The organism is Paracoccus gahaiensis (assembly GCF_005048225.1).
Classification (GTDB): domain Bacteria; phylum Pseudomonadota; class Alphaproteobacteria; order Rhodobacterales; family Rhodobacteraceae; genus Paracoccus; species Paracoccus gahaiensis.
Window position 1 is genome coordinate 1 of record NZ_SUNI01000007.1, and the last position, 17,243, is coordinate 17,243.

Below are 17,243 nucleotides of genomic sequence, written 5' to 3' on the forward strand. Positions count from 1 at the left end.
AACCCCAAGCACCAACCCGTCCCGCATGATAGCCTCCATCGCATATGACGTCGGTAATGACGTCAGTAACGACGCAGGTTAAGGCACAGGCCTCACCTCAGGCAGGCGGCCACAACCGGGTGGTTACTCCATAGCCGCGAAGAATGGCTCCTTCAGAATTCCCTTTCTGTCGTTCAACCATCCCTTCCTGAACCCTTCGTATGCAAGAAGCCATGACCAATCTTGAAGCACGCTAGACGATGAAATTTGATCCTCCCACTTTTCTTTCGGGAGCGTTCCAATACCCATTCCCATTTGCTTCATGTCAAGCAATAGAAGGGAAATTGCACTCGAAGGTGTATCTTCAGAAAGGCTACAGAGTTTTTTTGCTTCGAATGGCCGCTTCAACCCTCGAAGAGTGTAAAGAAGCCAAATGACTTCAAACTGATGGCCCTTTTCTAGATTTCTTTCCGCTAGGAACGAGAAACGCCGCCCGATTCTCTTCGCTGAAATTGCACCCGTTGCGTGCTGAATGTTCAGTATGAGACGACAAATCTTGTCCATTGAGCCCGGCGAAATGACGGCTGCTTGCAAAAGGAAGCTCTCAATCTCACGGATATCTGGGTTTGACATCCCCGCGCGCTCAATGACTGACAGAGCATAACTGATCACAGGTTCAGATTGATGTTCTGATTGTAGCCGCAAGCTCATTGTAATGAATTCGCGGAGCCTTGCCCCGCGCAAGGTTCCACTATGATGAGACAAAAAAGAACCAATCTCAGAAAGCCAGTTTTTCCGTTTGGACGCAACAATGTGTGCAATAGAGGTCTTGCTTCCGTTTATCTCAAGTCCATATGTTCTATAAATTAAACTTATGCACGTAATTACATCCTCAGCTTGTTCGAGAGTCTTCGTTCCGACATTCCAGTCATCTTGGAGCCTATCAACACTATGCTCTGATAGCTCAAGCTGGTGAGCTTGGAAGTCCATATCTATGCGTGACGATATAACTTCAGCAATAATTCTAGAGGTTTCCGGCCCGATTGGGATACCGACTGTTTGATTTCTATTGCACGCGCGAACCAGGACATCAATGCGGTCAGCAAAGGAACCTTTGTAATAGTCCATGGAGTGTTTTACGCGATTTTTTCCGTAAGCGGCCCACGGAATGGAGTGCGTGTAAATTGAAGGATAGAATCTTGTGATATCGGTTTTCACCAACCAATCTGAAATTGCTTCGAGATAGAATGACTTTTCTCGATGCGCTCGAAAATTTATATCTTTGATCCCTCGATGATAACCCTCAGAAATTAGTATCTCATCAATTGAAAAGGCTTGCCTGGAAAGCCATTTCTGAATTGCCTTCCAGTTTTTAGAGATTTCATCTACCAATAAAGCTTGTGGAACCGGATGAGTTATGTGAAGATTTCTACGCTCATACCCTCGTTTGGGCTTTGAAATAACTTCAGCCTCAGCGCTACTTAGCTTATAGGTGTAGGCGTTACGGCGCTTCTTTCTATCAGAAGTTTTCCCGAGCGACTTGACGTCGATCTTGAAAACCTCACCTGCCTTCCAAGTTTCCACGATGTCAGCAGAATGTTTGCCGAAGTCTCCGGTTGTGAAAACCGGCGGTAATTCTTTTGGAAAATAGCCTTTTGACAGCAGTGCGCGACGTATAGTATCACTTAACACTCATTTTTTCCTTGAATGGTCAGATCGAATGTAACCGCGAACGGCGAGACTTTTCAATGCCGTTTCAGGAGGCTGCGCCTGACAGAAATGGTGGGAAGTTCGGCGTAGCTGATGTTGGGGAAAGGTGTGGCGGCGTGTAACGAGCTGGCTGTGCATGTCGGGCATGTCCTACTCAGAGCCTTGTATTGGCCATGCCTCGCGACTTGATCAAATGACCTTAATGGACTGCTCGGTCCCTTGCTGCGTCCCGCTCGAGTGGCTGCATCAGAGCGCGGCACTGTATGAGCCGAGCGGCGGCAATGGGCCGTGCTCAGACCGGCTCATCCTCCCCCGCCGGCTGTGCAGTCGCCAAGGCATACTGCCCCGGTGGCTGGCCGATCTCGCGGGCGAGTGCTGTGTTAAACGCGCTGGCTGAGCTATAACCCAAGGACGCACCGATCTCGGCCAAGCTGCCATCGCGGCGGCGCAGGCGGTCCTTGGCAAGGCTCATCCGCCAGCCTGTCAAATAGGCCATCGGCGTGCGGCCGACTTCGCGCTCGAACCGAGCGAAGAAGGCGGAGCGCGATAGGCCAGTGTCGCAGGCCAGCGCCGCTACCGTCCAATGCCGCACGACTTGCGTCTCAAAACTTTACGCGTTCAGCATTCGGGTAGTAGTGTCGCCAGTTTGAACAAGACAGATGATCAGCAACCTCGCTTGGCCGCCTTCAGACCCAACTCGATAAGCTGGCGTATCGCTTCCGATTCAGACGAGATGCGGTGTTCAAACCGGTAGTCTGCAATCTCCTGAACCTGACGGTCTGTCAGCCCGACCAGCTTCTTTATGGGATATGTGACTGACTTTGACATACGTTGGAACTAACCGGCCCAGATTATGTTGACAAGGGCATATACGATATATACAGTATATCGAGCTTAGGCAGGGATTGCCGTCCCGACCCAAGCTCTAACCGAAACCGATCAGATGGAGATCGATGATGGCTAATCGCAGCCTTACCACGCCTTTTGGCGTGACGGAACCGGCATCGCGCCACTTCACCCACACGCCGATCTCGCGCGCCTTCTCGGGGCTTCTGGCGGGGCTTGCGGCCCATGTCGAGGCCGAGCGCGACATCAGCGCGGCCGACGGCCGGGACCCGAGCTTTGCCGCGTCGCTCTGTGAGGCCGAGGCGGCTCGTGCCGGCGTCCTCGCCTTGATCGACAGGGTCCGGTGTGCGGCGGTGATGCGCCCCGAGGACCGTCCTCTGCGGCATATGGCGCTGATCTGCTACCTGCTGATGCAGGCCGGCACGAATGCCGAGTTTTGCGAGGCCCGGCAGGTCCTCGACCAGGCGCCCGGTCTCTTCGCCTGCCCGGGCCATGGTGCCGTGGCCTGGCGCTGCCGGCAGATGCTGCGCAGCATGCGCATGCGTGTCGGGGAGATGGCCTCCCTGCCCTGCCATGTCGATCCCCACGAGATCGAGCCGGAGATGGCCGCGGTCAATCAGCCAGTGCCAGCCTGACCCTTCCCCCTTCCTGACCCGCGCTGCCGCCTGCCGCGACCCCGCCTTTCCGGGGCGGTCCGATGCTGCACGCGCGCGCGTCTTGCACATCCCTCGCGCGGACGGGTCGCGCGAGGGCGGGTTTTTCTCACCTCAGCATCTGGAGGCATCCATGCCCCGCAAGCCCCGTTCCGCCGCATCCGACCCGGCGACGATCTCGTCCTGCCCGACCGCCGATCCTTCGGCTCTGGCCGCCCCGGGCACGCTCCTCGTGGACGGCACGCCCTTGACGGTCCATCCCGGCCCCCTCTCCCCCGGCTGGATCGCAGCCGCGGAGGCCAAGGGCTTCGACATCGCCGGCCGGGTCATCGACCGGCTGCACCTGGCGCTGTGCTGCCGGACCTGCGGGCATGCCTTCGCCTGCCGGATTTTCACGCTGATGGCGGGCCCGCCGATCTGCCATGCCTGCCTGGAGGCCCGCCGGGCGGAGACCGCGGCCCGCGCGGCGCTGGCCTACCTGGGCCGTGACCCGCAGAAGACCGCCTACGGGCTCTACCGCGCCCGCTGCGGGCACGACCAGCGCCGCCAGTTCGACTATATCCGCCGCATGGCCGATGGCACGGCGGGCCTGCGCTGCGAGACCTGCTTTGCTGCAGAGGAGGCGGCCATCGCAGCGCGGCGCGGCTGGACGCGGATCGGCCCGGACCCCGAGCGCAATCCGAACTACCATCTCTACCGCCATGCCTGCAGGGCCGAGCGCCGCATCGCCCGGGCGAACCTCTTCTGGGGGCAGATCGATTGCCCTGGCTGCGGCCAGGGCTGGAGCGCGCGGGAGAGCCGCATCTACCTGCTGGACCTGCGCCATGGGGATCGGCACTTCCTGAAGCTGGGCTACTCCGCCCATCCGGAGAAGCGGCATCGCCATCAGTTGGGCCTGCCCCCCGAGGCCCGCGTGCGGGTGCTGCGCGAGCTGGTGGTGCCCACCGGGGCCGCGGCCTGCGCGGCCGAGCAGCGGATGCATGGCGATTTGCGCCGGGGCTTTCCGGAAGTGGTCGTCCCGCGGGCGGAGTTCGCCGACATGCTCAACGTCACCCGCGAGATCTACCGCCCCGCACTCCGGGCTGAGATCGAGGCCCGGCTGGACGCGCTGGCCGTGACGCTGGAGGCGCCCGACTCGACCACGGCGGACGAGACGGCAAGCGAGAATCCCGAGACCGACGCATCGTCCGGCCGCTGAGCCCCGGCTCCTTTTCCTGAACCCGTCGCGGGGCGCGCGCACGCTCGGTTGCGCCGCCCCTTCCCTTTCCCCCGATCACGGGAGGTCCCGCCATGTCCGATTGGCTGACCCGCTTCCACACCGCCGCCCGCCGCATCGATGCGGCACCCCTGCCCCCGCCCGAGATGCCAGATGCCGTCTTCGACGCCCTGGTCGAGGGGCGCATCGGCGAGATCGACGATCTCGAGACCATGATGCCGCTCGACGAGGAGATCTCGTTTGCCGAGACCCGCCAACCCCTTGCGCAGCGCCCGCTTATGGCGCTGGCGCTGGCGATGCTCTGCCGGGCCTTGCCCGAGGCCTCCGACCTGGCACGGATGATCCGTCCCGGGGCGATCACGCTCATGGCCTGCCGCCCGGCGGGGCTGGCCCCGGAGCTGGCCCGCCTGATGCAGGCGCTGATCACTGTCGAGCATCCCGGCGTCCCGCTCGCCCTGACCTTCGCGGCGACGCCCCCGGGGACCGGGACCGCCTCCACCTCGGAGGCCAAGCCCCCGGAGGCGATCCAGTCCTTCTGGAAAGGGGTGCTGGCGGGCGGGGACATGCCGCATCTGCTGATCCTTGGTGGGGAGAGCCAGCTGCCCCGGCGCATGGCGCGCCTGCTGCCGCCGCTGCTGCATATCGGTCCGCCCGACCGCGCGGCGGTGGCGGCGGTGCTCGAGCTGGCGGAGCGTGGAGCGCCCGCCTGCGCGACAGGTGCCGCAGCCCGCACCCGCGGGGCGCGCGGCGGGATCGGACCCCGCTCGGCCGGTCGTGTCCTGCCCGCGGCGGTGCCGTCTCCTGTCCCACCATCGGACCTGCCTTCGGACACGGCCCTGAGCAGGCTGGAGGCTGAGGCCTGGCACCTTGCCCTGCGCGCGCCGGACCCCGCGGCCTGGACCGCCGAACTGCGCCGCCTGGCGACCAGTGCACCCGTGCGGAGAGGCGCGGCGCTGACACTCGACGATCTGTCCCTCGAGGACGGACCGATCCGCGACGCGGCCGCGCGTCTGGTGGCCGACATGGCGGGCTGGCGCGCGGGCCGGGTTGCTTGGTCCGAGATGACCCGCTCGCTCCTGATCCATGGTGCGCCGGGGACCGGCAAGACCTGGCTGGCCCGCGCCATCGCCGGATCGGCGGGGCTGCCGCTGATCGCGGCCTCGCTCGGCGACTGGCAGGCCGCGGGGCACTTGGGCGATCTGCTGCGCGAGATGCGGGCCACCTTCGCGCGTGCCCGCGCCGCCGCGCCCTGCGTGCTGTTCCTGGACGAGCTGGACGCCGCCGGCAGCCGTGGCTCGGATGACCGGCACGGCTCGACCTACCGCGCGCAGGTCATCGCCGGGCTCCTGGAACAGCTCGACGGGGTGCTGGGTCTAGAGGGGGTGCTGGTGTTGGCCGCGACCAACGACCCGAGCGCCATCGACGCTGCCCTGCGCCGTCCCGGGAGGCTTGACCGAACGCTGGCCCTGGCGCTGCCCGGCCGCGCGGGCCTGCACGCGATCCTCACCCGGCAGCTGGGCGACGCGCTGCCCCCCGAGGCGCTGGACGATCTGTCCCGCCGCGCCATCGGCCAAAGCCCGGCCGAGATCGACGCCGCCATGCGCGAGGCCCGCAGCCTTGCCCGTGCCGCCGGACGCGGGATCACCGCCGTCGACATTACCGGTGCCCTTGGTCTCGGCCCCGAGGAGCCGGGCCTGATGCGCCGCATGGCGGTTCACGAGGCGGGCCATGCGGTGGCCTTCCACCGCCTGCGTCAGGCCGGGGTTCTCGCCGGCCGCATCACCGCGGCGCGGATCGGCGCCACGGGTGGCCTCGTCGCCATCGAGGAGCAGGCGGGCACCCCGACCCGCGCGGGGCTGGAGGCGCGCATCACCTGCCGGATGGCCGGTCGCGCGGCCGAGGCGCTGGTCCTCGGCGCCCCCGGCACCGGCGCCGGTGGCAATGCCGGCAGCGACCTGGCGCTGGCGACGGGCCTCGCGCTGCAGCTGGAGCTGTCCTGGGGCCTCGGCGGGGGCCTCACCTGGCACGCCAATCCGATGGCGCGGCTGGCGACCGACCCGCATCTGCGCGACCGCGTCGAAGCGCATCTCCAGCGTGGCCATGGCCGCGCCACGGTGCTTCTGAAGGAGAGCCAGCCGCTCCTCGACGCGCTGGCGGCCCGCCTGGAGGCGGAACGGGTGATCGATGGCGATCCGTTCGAGGACCCGATGACTGCGGTGGCCATCACGGCGGACGAGGCCCAGCAGGCCAATGGTGGGAACGCGTCACCGGTGCCGACGGCACCGACAGCCGGGACGCGGATGCCGTCGGGTGGCGACACGCCGCATGCGGCCGGGGATGGCGGATCGGCCCGCTCTGTGCCGCCGCCCCCCGGCACGGAAGGATCAGCCGATGTCTGAGCCGGTCCCCGATCCTGCCCTGCTGCGGCGCGCCCTGGTCGATGCGCTGGACGAGGCCGCAGTCCTGCGCGACCTTCTCGGGCTGGTCTTCTGGGCCGCCGAAGCCGTGCCCGGTCCCAAGGCGCCGCCGCTCACCCGTGGCGCGCTCCTGGCCCTCGACCGGCTCGACCTGGTGGTCGGGCATGTGGAAACGGCGCGGGCACAGGTCGCCGCGTCACCGAAGGATATCCGGTGATGGAAAGCCACGCGGCAGGAACGCCAGCCTCAGTCCTTGGCAGCCTGACCGGAAGCATCGCCGACCACTTGGTCGTCCTCCACTCCAGCCTCCGCCTCGGCGATCATCCGCGCCAGGGGCAGGCCCAGGACGTCGGCGATGTCGGCCATCGTGCCCAGGGTGGGCTGATGACGGCAGGTCTCGAGCAGCGAGATGTAGCGCGGGCTGAGGCCCACCTCGTGGGCGAGGCCCTCCTGCGTGAACCCCGCAGCCCGGCGGTGACGGCGCAGGACGGCGGCGAAGGCGGTGAGCAGAGGGTCGGGATGATCGGTCATTCCGATCCTAGGCCCGCAAGAACCCGAGTCGCACAAAGAAGTATACTATGGATTCGGAAGTTTTCTGTGAATAGGATGTCCAGGACCCGTCCGCACGCATGCAAGAAAGACCCATGAGACCAGCCTGCATCAGCCCGGCGTACCTTCGCGCCGAACCGCGCGCCTCGCCCGCATCCCGCAGCCCCGCCGGAGCCTGAGGTCCACGGCCCGCGCGCGGCCCTCCCATCCGTCCTCCTCGGTCGCCCTGTCGATCGACCCGCCGATCCCTTCCCGCCGCGCGGCCCGTCGCGTGGCGCCCGTTCCCTGCTGCGCCCCGAGGCCCGCCATGATCCACCTGACACCGACCCGCCCGACACCGATGTTCCCGACACCGACCCGCCTCCGCCTGCCCGCCCTGCTGCTCGGCACCGCGCTGGCCGCCGTCTGCACGCTCCCGGCACCCGCCCTGCCCGCACCCGTCCCGGCGGCGCCCACCCCAATCGACGCCCCGGCGCTGCCGCCAGCTGCGGGCCTGACGCGGGCAGAGGCGGCCGAGCTGACCGGCACGCTGACCGAACCGCTGGTCGGCACGGCCGCGGAGGCGCTCGGCGCGGAACTGGCGCAAGGAGTGGAGGCGCTCGCCGATCCCGAGATGATCCTGGCGCATTGCCGGGCGCGGATCGCCGGGACCCGCGCGCGGGTCGGGGCACCGCTGGCCGAGGCCGCGCTGTCGGCCTGCGAGGCCCGCGTGGCCGTCGCTCTGCGCGCGGCGGTTGAGACGCTGATCGCCCGCGACCTCGCCGCCCTCGAGGCCGCCCCGGAGACGCTGGACGGGCTCCTCGCCACCGACGGCTATGCGCTGGCGCCCCGGATCGAGGCCTGGATGAGCCGCAGTGACGCCGCCGAGGCGCTGTCGCCGCTGCGCGCCACCCTGACTGAGGCCCGCGCCGCGATGGCGACCCGGCGCGAGGCGGTCATCGCCGCGGAGACCCGTGCGCTGGACGCACGCATCGCTGCGCTGGATCCGGCCCGCGACGACCGCGATGCGTTGCCCGACTGCGCAGTTTATGAGCAGGGCCAGCACTGGACGGCGCCGCTCCTCGGTCAGTGCCGCCAGGCGCGGGCCACCTTCGAGGCGCGGCGGACCGAGATCCGCTGCCAGCGCCTCTTCGAGGCTGCCGAGGCGCCGGAAGCACTGCAGGCCGCTCAGATCGACCTCGGCGGCGGCGAGACGGTAGCGCTGCGCATCCTCGCCTGCGAATGGGGGCTGGACGCCACCTTGGACGCCCGCGGCGGCCTCTTCTCAAAGCCGCGGCACGACCTGACCCTGCAGATCGGCACCGACGGGGCGCCCCTGACGCTGACCGGTCGGCTGCAGGCACCTGAGACCGACACATTGAGCGGCGAGACCGGCAACGATGCATGGCGCCTGACGGGCATCACCGTGACGCCCGGACGGCTGGCCGAGGACCTTGATCCCGACACACCCGCCACCCTGCGCCAGTGTCTCGGCGATCCCGCCTCCTGCACTGAATGACCCCGACCCTCACCCTACCCCACCGAAGGAAATCCCGCATGAAGACGTCCCCGTTCCTCGCCGCCGCGCTGGCCCTGCCCACTGTCCTCGCCCTGCCCGGCCCCGTGCTGGCCAAGCCCTACCTCGGCCGCTGCCACATGGGCGAGTGCCTGCACTACGACCAGGTCTCGCGCAGCGTGATCGGCACTGGCAGCGCGGCCGTGCCGGGCGCGCTGGTCCTCGTCGCACTCCGGAGCGCCGTTTCGGACCGCGCCGACCCCGACCCCGCTACGCTGGACTGGGAGGCGCCCGCCCCGGTGCAGGTCTTCTGCGCCATGGACCGCCCGGCCTACCGCTTGGCCGACGGCGCCTACCAGGGCCTCGACCTGGTCACCCCCGCCGGTGCCACCACGCTGGTAGCCGCAATCTATCTCCACGCCTGCCACCCGGGCGCGGAGATCTCCGACGACCCCTTCGCCGCCGCGCGCGCCCTGGGCTACGCCGCCACCCCCATGATGGTCCATGCCAATCTCGACGCGCTGACCCGGCGCTGAGCGCGCCCCGCCCGAGCGGCGCACGCCGCGCCGCCGGGCCCTCATTCCCGAAGGACCGAACCCATGACCCTGCCTGCCCGCCCCCTGCTCATTGCCGCCGCCCTGGCCGTCCCCGCCCTCGCCGCAGTCCTGCTCCTCTCCGCCAGCGGGTCCCTCAGTTCCACAGACCGCCGCCTGATCGACCGGTGGGACGAGACCGTCGAGACCTGCTTCGACGCGGGCCGCGACACGCTCGACCGCTCCGCCGCGTGCCTTCAGGGTAAGCGGCTCCGCGAGGAGATCGAGGCCCGCGGCCTCTGCCTCGATCTAACCGAACGCGAAGGAAGCTATCGTGGCGTGTCGCGCTGCGATGGATGAAGGAAGGGGTGACAGCACGCTTGGATATCCAGCGGGCATCCAAGCGTGCTGCAACCAATAGGAAGCGGGAATAACTGACCCCATGCCCTCTCGGCTCTCCTATCCTTGGATCATACCGGCACATCGTGTTTCTTCAGGACGATAGGCTCAGATAAATCTCCCACACCAGCAAACCCCTTATTTATTAGCAAAAATTTGAAAACGCCGACACCATGTATTCAAAACCGGAAAGATGACCACGGAACCCCGATCCTTTCGCCTTTTTTATGCTCCCCCCCGTAGTTGTGGAAACTTGCTGTGCCGTTAGACTGTGGCCGCACAGCAAGTATCCACACACGAAATCCGGGCAAGAGGACGATCACCAAAATAACACGTCAGAACCGGTCGTAAAAAATCGTCATGGCTAAAAACTAACGTTAGCTCTCTCCTTAAGACCGACGCTGCGGCGCTGTGTCGAGCAGCATCACGAGTTCGTAATGACGTCTCAAGCAAGACATTTGATCAGAGCAATCCGCCGCTTTCCAGCTACCGATCTGCGCTTCACCTACCGCGCTCTTTTCCACGGGCTCGACGCCGCTGGCCTTGACTAGACAGTTTGGAAAGCAGGTTCACCTAGGACAGCAACGGCCGCAGCGTTCAGATCTAGGTCCGCAAAAGGACACCGACCGTCATCGCCGAGTTGTCGGGGTGGGCAATGGCCCAGGAATTTGATGCCATCTATCCGACAACCAGATGCAGGATAGTCATCACAAACAAGGAAAGCGCGAAGACGATCGAGCCCGCGTTCCAAATTGGCAGACCGACAGCCCCCAGACCGGCCGAGACCAGCACCGATCCCATCCAGGCGTCCAGCGCGGACCTTGTCACCGCACCCAAAACGGTGATCCCCTACTGCCCGCCGGCCAGCATCAGCGCCAGGTCGTTCATGCCCGGCAGAGCCAGGCGGGGGGACCGGCTGTCGGGAACCAACTCCTGAAGGTTGTGGCGACGCGCGCCCGGCAGCACTAATCCGATGATCACGAACAGCGCGCTGAGCGCGATCAGCGCCGACGATGACGGGTGGTTCTGGCCGTGGCGTTCGGTGCGGGCGCGCATGACCGTCTCCTGACCGACGCAAGCTGATCGGCAGGCACAATCTGGCCGCAGCTACACATGCAAGGTGACCTAATCATGCGGATACTGCGCCTTGACGCAATTGAACGCACCACGATCAAAGACCAGATCGTGGTCCAGCGCTCCGAACTCGGCGAGACGTTCGGCGGTATAGGCATTCGAGGTATTGGCGGTGATCTAGTCGGTGTCGTTGGACATGCCGGGCGTAATCGTCACCAAGCGTTCACCATGCCCTGCTTAAGGACACACGCCTGTCTCGTGCTTCCTCAACTCGAAATGCCATCATCACTCTCAGCTCCCCTCCCCTCCCCTCCCTCCCTCCCTCCCTCCAAGAAAGATTAGCCGAAAACTCAAGTTCCAAACGGTCCAGTTCTCACGAGTGTGGGGGGGATTACCGGGGTAACAACCTTGGACAGCATCAGCATGTCCAGCCTTTCGAAAGCGAAGGGAACGCCCAGACACCCTCTCGATAAAGACACTTCGAGTGTAACCAACAGTTCTTGGACAGTGCTGCCGCTGATGATTATCGGTGTCATGATTCGCTTTCTGCATCCAGAACAATTCTGATTAGCTGCTGTCATTTATCAATGCTATTTCCAAAAACAATTAAAAATAATTAAAAAGTCTCGAACCACTCCTCCAATCCTTAAAAAGGTCAATTTTTGGTTTTTTTCTCGCGCATTCTTGGAATCTATTTGACTCCAGTGTCGCCGAAATAGTCTGCATTGATCCGGCCACGACTAGGAGAGGAAATCCATGACTAGAGACAGCGACAAAATCGGCCATAGCAAGAAGTCAAAGCGTATCAAGGGTCCGATAAAAAAAGAGCGGACACCGCGAATGACAGACACGGATTGGTCGTCCATTCTGGTCAGTGCAAAAGCCAATGGCCGATCGACAGGTGACTATCTTGTATGGCTCCATCATGGCAAAGGAAGGACGTCGGATATTCATCCAGCAAAAGGTGTGGCTCTCGCTGCCTTGATTAGCGCGGTCACTCAAATAACGCATTTGGTTGCTCAGATCGACAGCGTGCAGGACAATGATTTCGAGTTGCTTCTCAAAGTCCATTCAATCGTGACACGTCTGATTGAGTCATAATGATAATCACCGCGTCGAAATACTCCGGGGCGTGTGAGAAAAGTAGTCCTGCTAAGGCAATACGCTATTTAGTCGGGACCACGGTCACGAAGACCATCGGCCAGCGCGACCATGACGTGGTGCGGGACCCTGTGCCTGAAACGCTTTTCGGCGACGCCCAGACCGTAGGGACATTTTTGACGTCGCTCCCCTTCAAGCCAAAATATTTGTCCATGACGGCAAGTTTTGCCGCAGATGAAGTCGATGCTCGCGCGTTCAGCGCAGGCGGATGGCGCAGGGAGGCCGGTCACTTCATCGCGACGATCCTAGACGCGAGCTATGCAGGAATACCGGGACCTTGCCGTCCCCCCACCTTCGTCAATACGCATGTCAATACAGGGCGGCTCGAAATCAATTTTCTTTTGCCGCGCGCCGTCATCGATGGGCGGGCACGGCTCAAAAGCTTCACCCCTTTCCCGCCTAGGGAAATCTACACCGCGTTTCGTGTCGCACTGCAAGAAGTCCTAATTGACCGCTTTTCGCTCTTCGACCCAAACGACCCGCTGCGCACGCAGCTCTTCAAGTTTCCGGACTGGATACACAAGGAACATTCCGGCGCCCTCCGCGAGCGCTTGGATGGACATGCCCTATTCCACCTGATTGAGCAGGGGGTCGCGGCCGCCGAACGCGGCTTGGTGCATAATCGCGTCGACCTCATCGAGCAGCTCATCCCTGATCTGGCTGTGGCCGGCTTCGAGATCGATCACCTGACACCGACCGCCGTAACGATCAATCCGATCGCCGAAAGGAAACCCATACGGGTGAAAGGCTTCTGCTTCACCGACGCGTTCCGATCCGAACAGGACATCAGAGACCTCCGTGACCGGAATGGTCCGATGAAGATCAAACGAGAGATCCGACTGCGGACCGCCGAGGCGAGGTTTATCAGATACCGGAACAGATACGCGAACGAACGCGCGCAGAAGGAGGGCCATCCCGGGCCTGACCCACTTATGGATCTGGCTGATATCCCGCGCGTAATCTTGCCTGCATGCCACCCTGATAAAGGTAATCCCCATGACGACAGAATACCCCTACACGACGGCGGTGCTCTCCCCGTTCCGTCGCCGCATGAGCCGGATAGCTTCGGCACTGACATTGCACCGGCAGAGCATCCAACAGTTGAAGGTGGCACAGACCCGTTTGGAGGACAGGCTTACCGTCCTGGACGAGCAGAACCGGAATCTTCGGAAGCACATCACCCGGGCGGACCGGGAGATCCGGGACCTGCGGATTGCCTTGGGAATTCTCAGCTCACTCGGCTCGTCGAACAGCTGAGACCGATATTCCAACGGACCATGGCCCGCATCCGGAGGAACCGCATGGTTATGGCGATCGCCACAAGCCTTGAGGTCCATGCTACCGCCGCTCTACCCGAAATTTCAGCTCTAATCGCCACCTTGGAGGAGACCAATGACAGATACGACCGCGCCCAACACCGGCACCCCAGCCTCGATGGAGCAGATCAACGACCTCATCGCGCAGTTGAAGACCTTCAACAACCTCCTGGCCGATCTGCTCCGGGACCGGGATCAGCCGGCAATTTCGGACGTGATCCGGGATCACCTCATCGCGGTGCAGAAGATCGAGGCCAGCTTCACGGCCGCAACCGAGCATCTGATCGCCGCACTGCGTCGTCAGGAGGCGCTCGACCGATCGTCTCGGGATCAGTCCATCTTGGAGCGGCTTGGACGGCTGGAGGCACAGAACAGCAGGGTCCTCGACCTCCTCGGGCACCCGATGGCCGGGGCGTCCGACGACTGACCCGGGCCGACATGATCCGCGCGGCGCATCATCAGGCTGACGCTTTCGGAGAACCCCTCACGGGGCTTCGCTTCACTGCCGACGAACTCGGGTCGCTGATGATCGTCCGGGTCGGCGATCAAATGTGGCAACACGATGGGAGGCGCTTTGATCCCGTCGACCCTGAACATCAGGCGGACGAAGATCTATCATTGCGCCAGTGAACCATCATGGAACACCGAGCACCGAGGCATCCAGGGTTATGACCGAAGGATCTGTCGTGAAATTGTGCAGCAGCCGAAAGGCGTCTCACACAGCGCAGGATTTACGGTCTTGTGTTCGCGATCGTCAGACACCACAGTAGAGTATAGATAATGTCACCCAAAGCGCGGAACCTTGCACGGTGTGTGGAAAAGCGCGTGAGATTTCAATTGACTTCGAAAGTCAGTTCGAATCCTACCGCCCCAGCCAATCTTTCGCAAAGCGTTGATCCGGAATAAAAACTTCCCCGTATGGGATACGGATCCTCTCTGCGCTGTGAAGCGGATCGTGGGCCATCATGGCCAGCGCCCCGGCGGAGATCGCCCCGGCCCCGGACACCCGTCGCGGCATGGCCTTGCGCGGCGATTCATGGCAGGCCTCGCCCTGACCCCGCGACGACCAAGGACATCCCCATGCGGTTCTGGACCACGATCACCCTGATCCTTCTGCTCTCCGCCGTCGGTCTGACCTACGAGATCGCCGCCGGCCGCGTGCTGGCGCCCTTCTTCGGCACCTCGCTGGTGACCTGGACCTCGGTCATCGCGACGATCCTGGCGGGGTTCTCGCTTGGCAGCGCGCTTGGCGGGCTGATCGCCGAGCGTGAGCGGGCGGCGGCGGTCCGGTCGGTGCGTCTGGCGCTGGTCGCGACGGCGGTCCTGATGGCCCTGTCGCCGGCCGTGCTGGGCCTGATCTATGCCCTGGGCGCGCGCGAGACGGGCGGGATGCTGCTGGCCGTGGTCGTGGCCTTCTTTCCCGCCTCGGTGCTGGTCAGCTTCCCCTCGCCTTACCTCGCCAAGCTGGCGGTCGAGGCGCGGCCCGGGCGCGAGGGGTCCTCGCTTGGCCTGGTTCTGGCGGCGGGCTCGGTCGGCGCCATCGTGGGGGCGATCCTGGCGGGCTTCGTGGCGCTGCCGCTGGCGGGGTCGGTCGCGACCTTCGCGGGCTGCGCCCTGGCGGTGCTGCTCTGCGTGCCGCTGATCCGGGGCGGGACCGGCGGCACCGGGATCGGCACCCTCGCCCGCAAGCCGGGGGTGGTCCTGTCGGTCGCGGCGGGGGGGCTGGTGGTCCTGGCCACCACGGCCAGCGGGCCGCTCTGCCGCTATGAATCCGGCCTGTCCTGCATCGACGTGCAGCGTCAGGGCAGCGCGGTCTATCTTCTGTCCGATCGCGTCCAGCAGGCGGCCGAGCGCAGCCTGGCCGAGGATGCCGCGCCCGCCGAACGGCTGGTCATGCCCTATACGCAATGGATCTGGGCGCGCATGGACCGCGATCTGGGGACGGACCCAAAGGTGCTGTTCATCGGCGGCGGCGGCTACACCCTGCCCACCATGCTTCTGGCTTCGCGCCCCGAGGCCGAGGCCGTCGCGGTCGAGATCGACCCGCTGATCACCCGGGTGGTGCGGGATCACCTGCCCTGGGCGGGCGCCACGATCGCGCAAGTCGGCTTTGAGGCGGGCGTCGACGCAGGCCCCGAAGGCGGCGAGGATCGCCTTGGCATCGTCCATGCGGATGGGCGGGTCTTTCTGAACCAGACCGACCACCGGTTCGATGCGGTGGTGATGGATGCGTTCTCCTCGGGCTCGGTCCCGGCGCATCTGGCCACGCGCGAGACCTACGCCCGGCTGCGCGAGATGGTCGACGGCCCCGTCTATGTGAATTTGATCGACGCCCCTGATGGCCCGCTGGTGCGCGGCATCCATGCGATCCTGGGCGAGCTCTATCCTCATGTCGAGGCCGTGCAGGGGCCGGTCAGCCCCCGGGGCCGGGCCAATCTTCTGCTGGCGGCCTCGGACCAGCCGCTGCCGGACCTCGACGCCCTGCCCGAGGGCTATGGCGCGGTGCGGATCGGACCGGGCCGTGCCTTCACCGATGATCGGGGCTGGGTCGGGCATCGTTAGGCTGCGGCCTCCCTGCCGGTGCGGGACCCCCTCTCGGTCACTTGAATGGACCGGGGGGCCGCCCGGACCTACCCTGACAGGATCGACGCCCGACCCGAGGAAGGATCCGCCCCGATGCGCCTTGCCCATCGCCTTTGCCTGATGCTGTCGCTGGCCGGGGCCGGCCCCCTTGCCGCCCAGACCTTCAACGCCGCCGCCCCCAATGCGCCCGGGCAGAGCCCCGCCTTTGCCGGGCAGACCCGTGCGCCGATCCTGGATCAGGGGGTACAGCTCGGCCGTCAGGTGGTGGCCACCGGCCTCGATCAGCCCTGGGGCATGGACCAGCTGCCCGATGGCAGCTGGCTGGTCACCGAAAAGCCGGGGCGGATGCGGATCATCGGCCCCGGTGGCGCCTCGGCCCCCATCGCGGGCCTGCCGACGGTCGATGCGCGCGGACAGGGCGGGCTGCTGGACGTGGCCGTGGCGCCGACCTTCGCGCAGACCCGCCGGGTGTGGTGGAGCTATGCCGAACCGCTTGGCGGCGGGCGCAGCGCGACCTCGGTCGCGACGGGGGTGCTGTCGCCGGACGGGACCACGATGGGCGACGCGCAGGTGATCTTCCGCCAGCAGCCCGCCTGGTCCTCGACCAGCCATTTCGGGGCGCGGCTGGTCTTTGACGGGCGCGGCGCGCTGTTCGTCACCACCGGAGAGCGGTCGCAGCCGCAGGCCCGGGTTCTGGCGCAGGATGTGACGACGCATTTCGGCAAGGTGCTGCGCATCGCGCCGGGGGGCGGGGCAGCCCAAGGCAACCCCCGCATCCCGAACGGCCAGCCCGAGATCTGGTCCTGGGGCCATCGCAACATCCAGTCGGCGGCAACGGGCCCGGATGGCGCGCTGTGGACGGTCGAGCATGGCCCGCGCGGCGGGGACGAGCTGAACCGCCCGCAATCGGGGCGCAATTACGGCTGGCCGATCATCAGCTATGGCCGCGAATATCGCGGCGGCGCCATCGGTCAGGGCGAGACCGCGCGCCCGGGGATGGAGCAGCCGCTGTATTACTGGGACCCGATCATCGCGCCAAGCGGCATGGCCTTCTATGACGGCGCGATGTTTCCGGGCTGGCGCGGCGACGTGCTGATCGGCGCACTGGCCGGTCAGGCGCTGGTGCGCCTGACGCTGGACGGCACGCGGGTGACCGGCGAGGCGCGCTATCTGCAGGGCGAGGGGCGCATCCGCGACGTGGACGTGGCAGAGGACGGATCCATCATGATCCTGACCGAGACGCCCCAAGGCGCAATGGTGCGGCTGACACCGGCAAACTGACCGGACCCCGCCGTCCGCGCCCTGCCCGGCG

18 protein-coding genes are annotated in these 17,243 nt (G+C 65.0%); 13 read left to right on the forward strand and 5 right to left on the reverse strand.

Annotation, left to right across the window (positions count from 1 at the left end; all coding sequences use genetic code 11):
- Positions 1–123: 123 nt before the first annotated feature.
- Both FA743_RS09610 and FA743_RS09615 read right to left on the reverse strand, forming a co-directional pair.
- The gene (locus tag FA743_RS09610) at positions 124–1,671 is read right to left on the reverse strand and encodes an RNA-directed DNA polymerase (protein ID WP_211242231.1); all 1,548 of its coding nucleotides are present in this window, start codon (positions 1,669–1,671) and stop codon (positions 124–126) included.
- A 310-nt stretch (positions 1,672–1,981) separates the two neighbouring features.
- Entirely contained in the window at positions 1,982–2,281 is a 300-nt protein-coding gene (locus FA743_RS09615) for a helix-turn-helix transcriptional regulator (RefSeq protein ID WP_136885902.1), read from the reverse strand.
- A gap of 364 nt (positions 2,282–2,645) precedes the next feature.
- Between FA743_RS09615 and FA743_RS09620 the strand changes: the two genes are divergently transcribed.
- From FA743_RS09620 to FA743_RS09635, 4 genes are all read left to right on the forward strand, one after another.
- On the forward strand, positions 2,646–3,170 hold the full coding sequence (locus FA743_RS09620; RefSeq protein WP_136885903.1) for a hypothetical protein: 525 nt from the start codon (positions 2,646–2,648) through the stop codon (positions 3,168–3,170).
- A 151-nt stretch (positions 3,171–3,321) separates the two neighbouring features.
- Positions 3,322–4,386 (forward strand): hypothetical protein, encoded by a 1,065-nt coding sequence (locus FA743_RS20290; RefSeq protein ID WP_169308833.1) that lies wholly within the window; start codon positions 3,322–3,324, stop codon positions 4,384–4,386.
- A gap of 92 nt (positions 4,387–4,478) precedes the next feature.
- Positions 4,479–6,803 carry an AAA family ATPase gene (locus FA743_RS09630; RefSeq protein WP_136885904.1) on the forward strand — a complete coding sequence of 775 codons (2,325 nt, stop codon included), beginning with the start codon at positions 4,479–4,481 and terminating at the stop codon, positions 6,801–6,803.
- Positions 6,796–7,038 (forward strand): hypothetical protein, encoded by a 243-nt coding sequence (locus FA743_RS09635; protein ID WP_136885905.1) that lies wholly within the window; start codon positions 6,796–6,798, stop codon positions 7,036–7,038. The genes FA743_RS09630 and FA743_RS09635 overlap by 8 nt, the downstream gene beginning before the upstream one ends.
- A 29-nt stretch (positions 7,039–7,067) precedes the next feature.
- Here the strand turns inward: FA743_RS09635 and FA743_RS09640 are convergent, their stop codons facing one another.
- The gene (locus FA743_RS09640) at positions 7,068–7,352 is read right to left on the reverse strand and encodes a helix-turn-helix domain-containing protein (protein WP_136885906.1); all 285 of its coding nucleotides are present in this window, start codon (positions 7,350–7,352) and stop codon (positions 7,068–7,070) included.
- 325 nt (positions 7,353–7,677) lie between these two features.
- On the opposite strand from FA743_RS09640, the gene FA743_RS09645 reads away from it, so the two are divergent.
- From FA743_RS09645 to FA743_RS09655, 3 genes are all read left to right on the forward strand, one after another.
- Entirely contained in the window at positions 7,678–8,868 is a 1,191-nt protein-coding gene (locus FA743_RS09645) for a hypothetical protein (protein WP_169308834.1), read from the forward strand.
- Between the two features lie 38 nt (positions 8,869–8,906).
- The gene (locus FA743_RS09650; RefSeq protein ID WP_136885908.1) at positions 8,907–9,401 is read left to right on the forward strand and encodes a hypothetical protein; all 495 of its coding nucleotides are present in this window, start codon (positions 8,907–8,909) and stop codon (positions 9,399–9,401) included.
- A 63-nt stretch (positions 9,402–9,464) separates the two neighbouring features.
- Positions 9,465–9,758, forward strand: coding sequence for a hypothetical protein (locus FA743_RS09655; protein WP_136885909.1), 294 nt, complete (start codon positions 9,465–9,467; stop codon positions 9,756–9,758).
- Positions 9,759–10,646: 888 nt separating this feature from the next.
- Here FA743_RS09655 and FA743_RS09660 read toward each other — a convergent pair.
- Positions 10,647–10,853: a hypothetical protein gene (locus FA743_RS09660; protein WP_136885910.1), complete on the reverse strand. Its 207-nt coding sequence runs from the start codon at positions 10,851–10,853 to the stop codon at positions 10,647–10,649.
- A gap of 774 nt (positions 10,854–11,627) precedes the next feature.
- On the opposite strand from FA743_RS09660, the gene FA743_RS09665 reads away from it, so the two are divergent.
- Entirely contained in the window at positions 11,628–11,972 is a 345-nt protein-coding gene (locus tag FA743_RS09665) for a hypothetical protein (RefSeq protein ID WP_136885911.1), read from the forward strand.
- Between the two features lie 626 nt (positions 11,973–12,598).
- Here the strand turns inward: FA743_RS09665 and FA743_RS09670 are convergent.
- Positions 12,599–12,946, reverse strand: a complete 348-nt coding sequence (locus tag FA743_RS09670; protein WP_135817977.1) for a hypothetical protein — start codon at positions 12,944–12,946, stop codon at positions 12,599–12,601.
- Positions 12,947–13,028: 82 nt separating this feature from the next.
- Between FA743_RS09670 and FA743_RS09675 the strand changes: the two genes are divergently transcribed.
- The 5 genes from FA743_RS09675 to FA743_RS09695 all read left to right on the forward strand — a co-directional run bounded on the left by FA743_RS09675 (position 13,029) and on the right by FA743_RS09695 (position 17,212).
- Positions 13,029–13,289 carry a hypothetical protein gene (locus tag FA743_RS09675; protein ID WP_135817976.1) on the forward strand — a complete coding sequence of 87 codons (261 nt, stop codon included), beginning with the start codon at positions 13,029–13,031 and terminating at the stop codon, positions 13,287–13,289.
- A 135-nt stretch (positions 13,290–13,424) separates the two neighbouring features.
- Positions 13,425–13,775 carry a hypothetical protein gene (locus tag FA743_RS09680; protein ID WP_136885912.1) on the forward strand — a complete coding sequence of 117 codons (351 nt, stop codon included), beginning with the start codon at positions 13,425–13,427 and terminating at the stop codon, positions 13,773–13,775.
- Between the two features lie 11 nt (positions 13,776–13,786).
- Positions 13,787–13,978, forward strand: a complete 192-nt coding sequence (locus FA743_RS09685; RefSeq protein WP_135817974.1) for a hypothetical protein — start codon at positions 13,787–13,789, stop codon at positions 13,976–13,978.
- Between the two features lie 450 nt (positions 13,979–14,428).
- Positions 14,429–15,910, forward strand: a complete 1,482-nt coding sequence (locus FA743_RS09690) for a fused MFS/spermidine synthase (protein WP_169308835.1) — start codon at positions 14,429–14,431, stop codon at positions 15,908–15,910.
- A 114-nt stretch (positions 15,911–16,024) separates the two neighbouring features.
- A complete protein-coding gene (locus FA743_RS09695) occupies positions 16,025–17,212 on the forward strand; it encodes a PQQ-dependent sugar dehydrogenase (RefSeq protein WP_136885913.1) in 1,188 nt (395 codons plus the stop codon).
- The last annotated feature ends 31 nt before the right edge of the window (positions 17,213–17,243 follow it).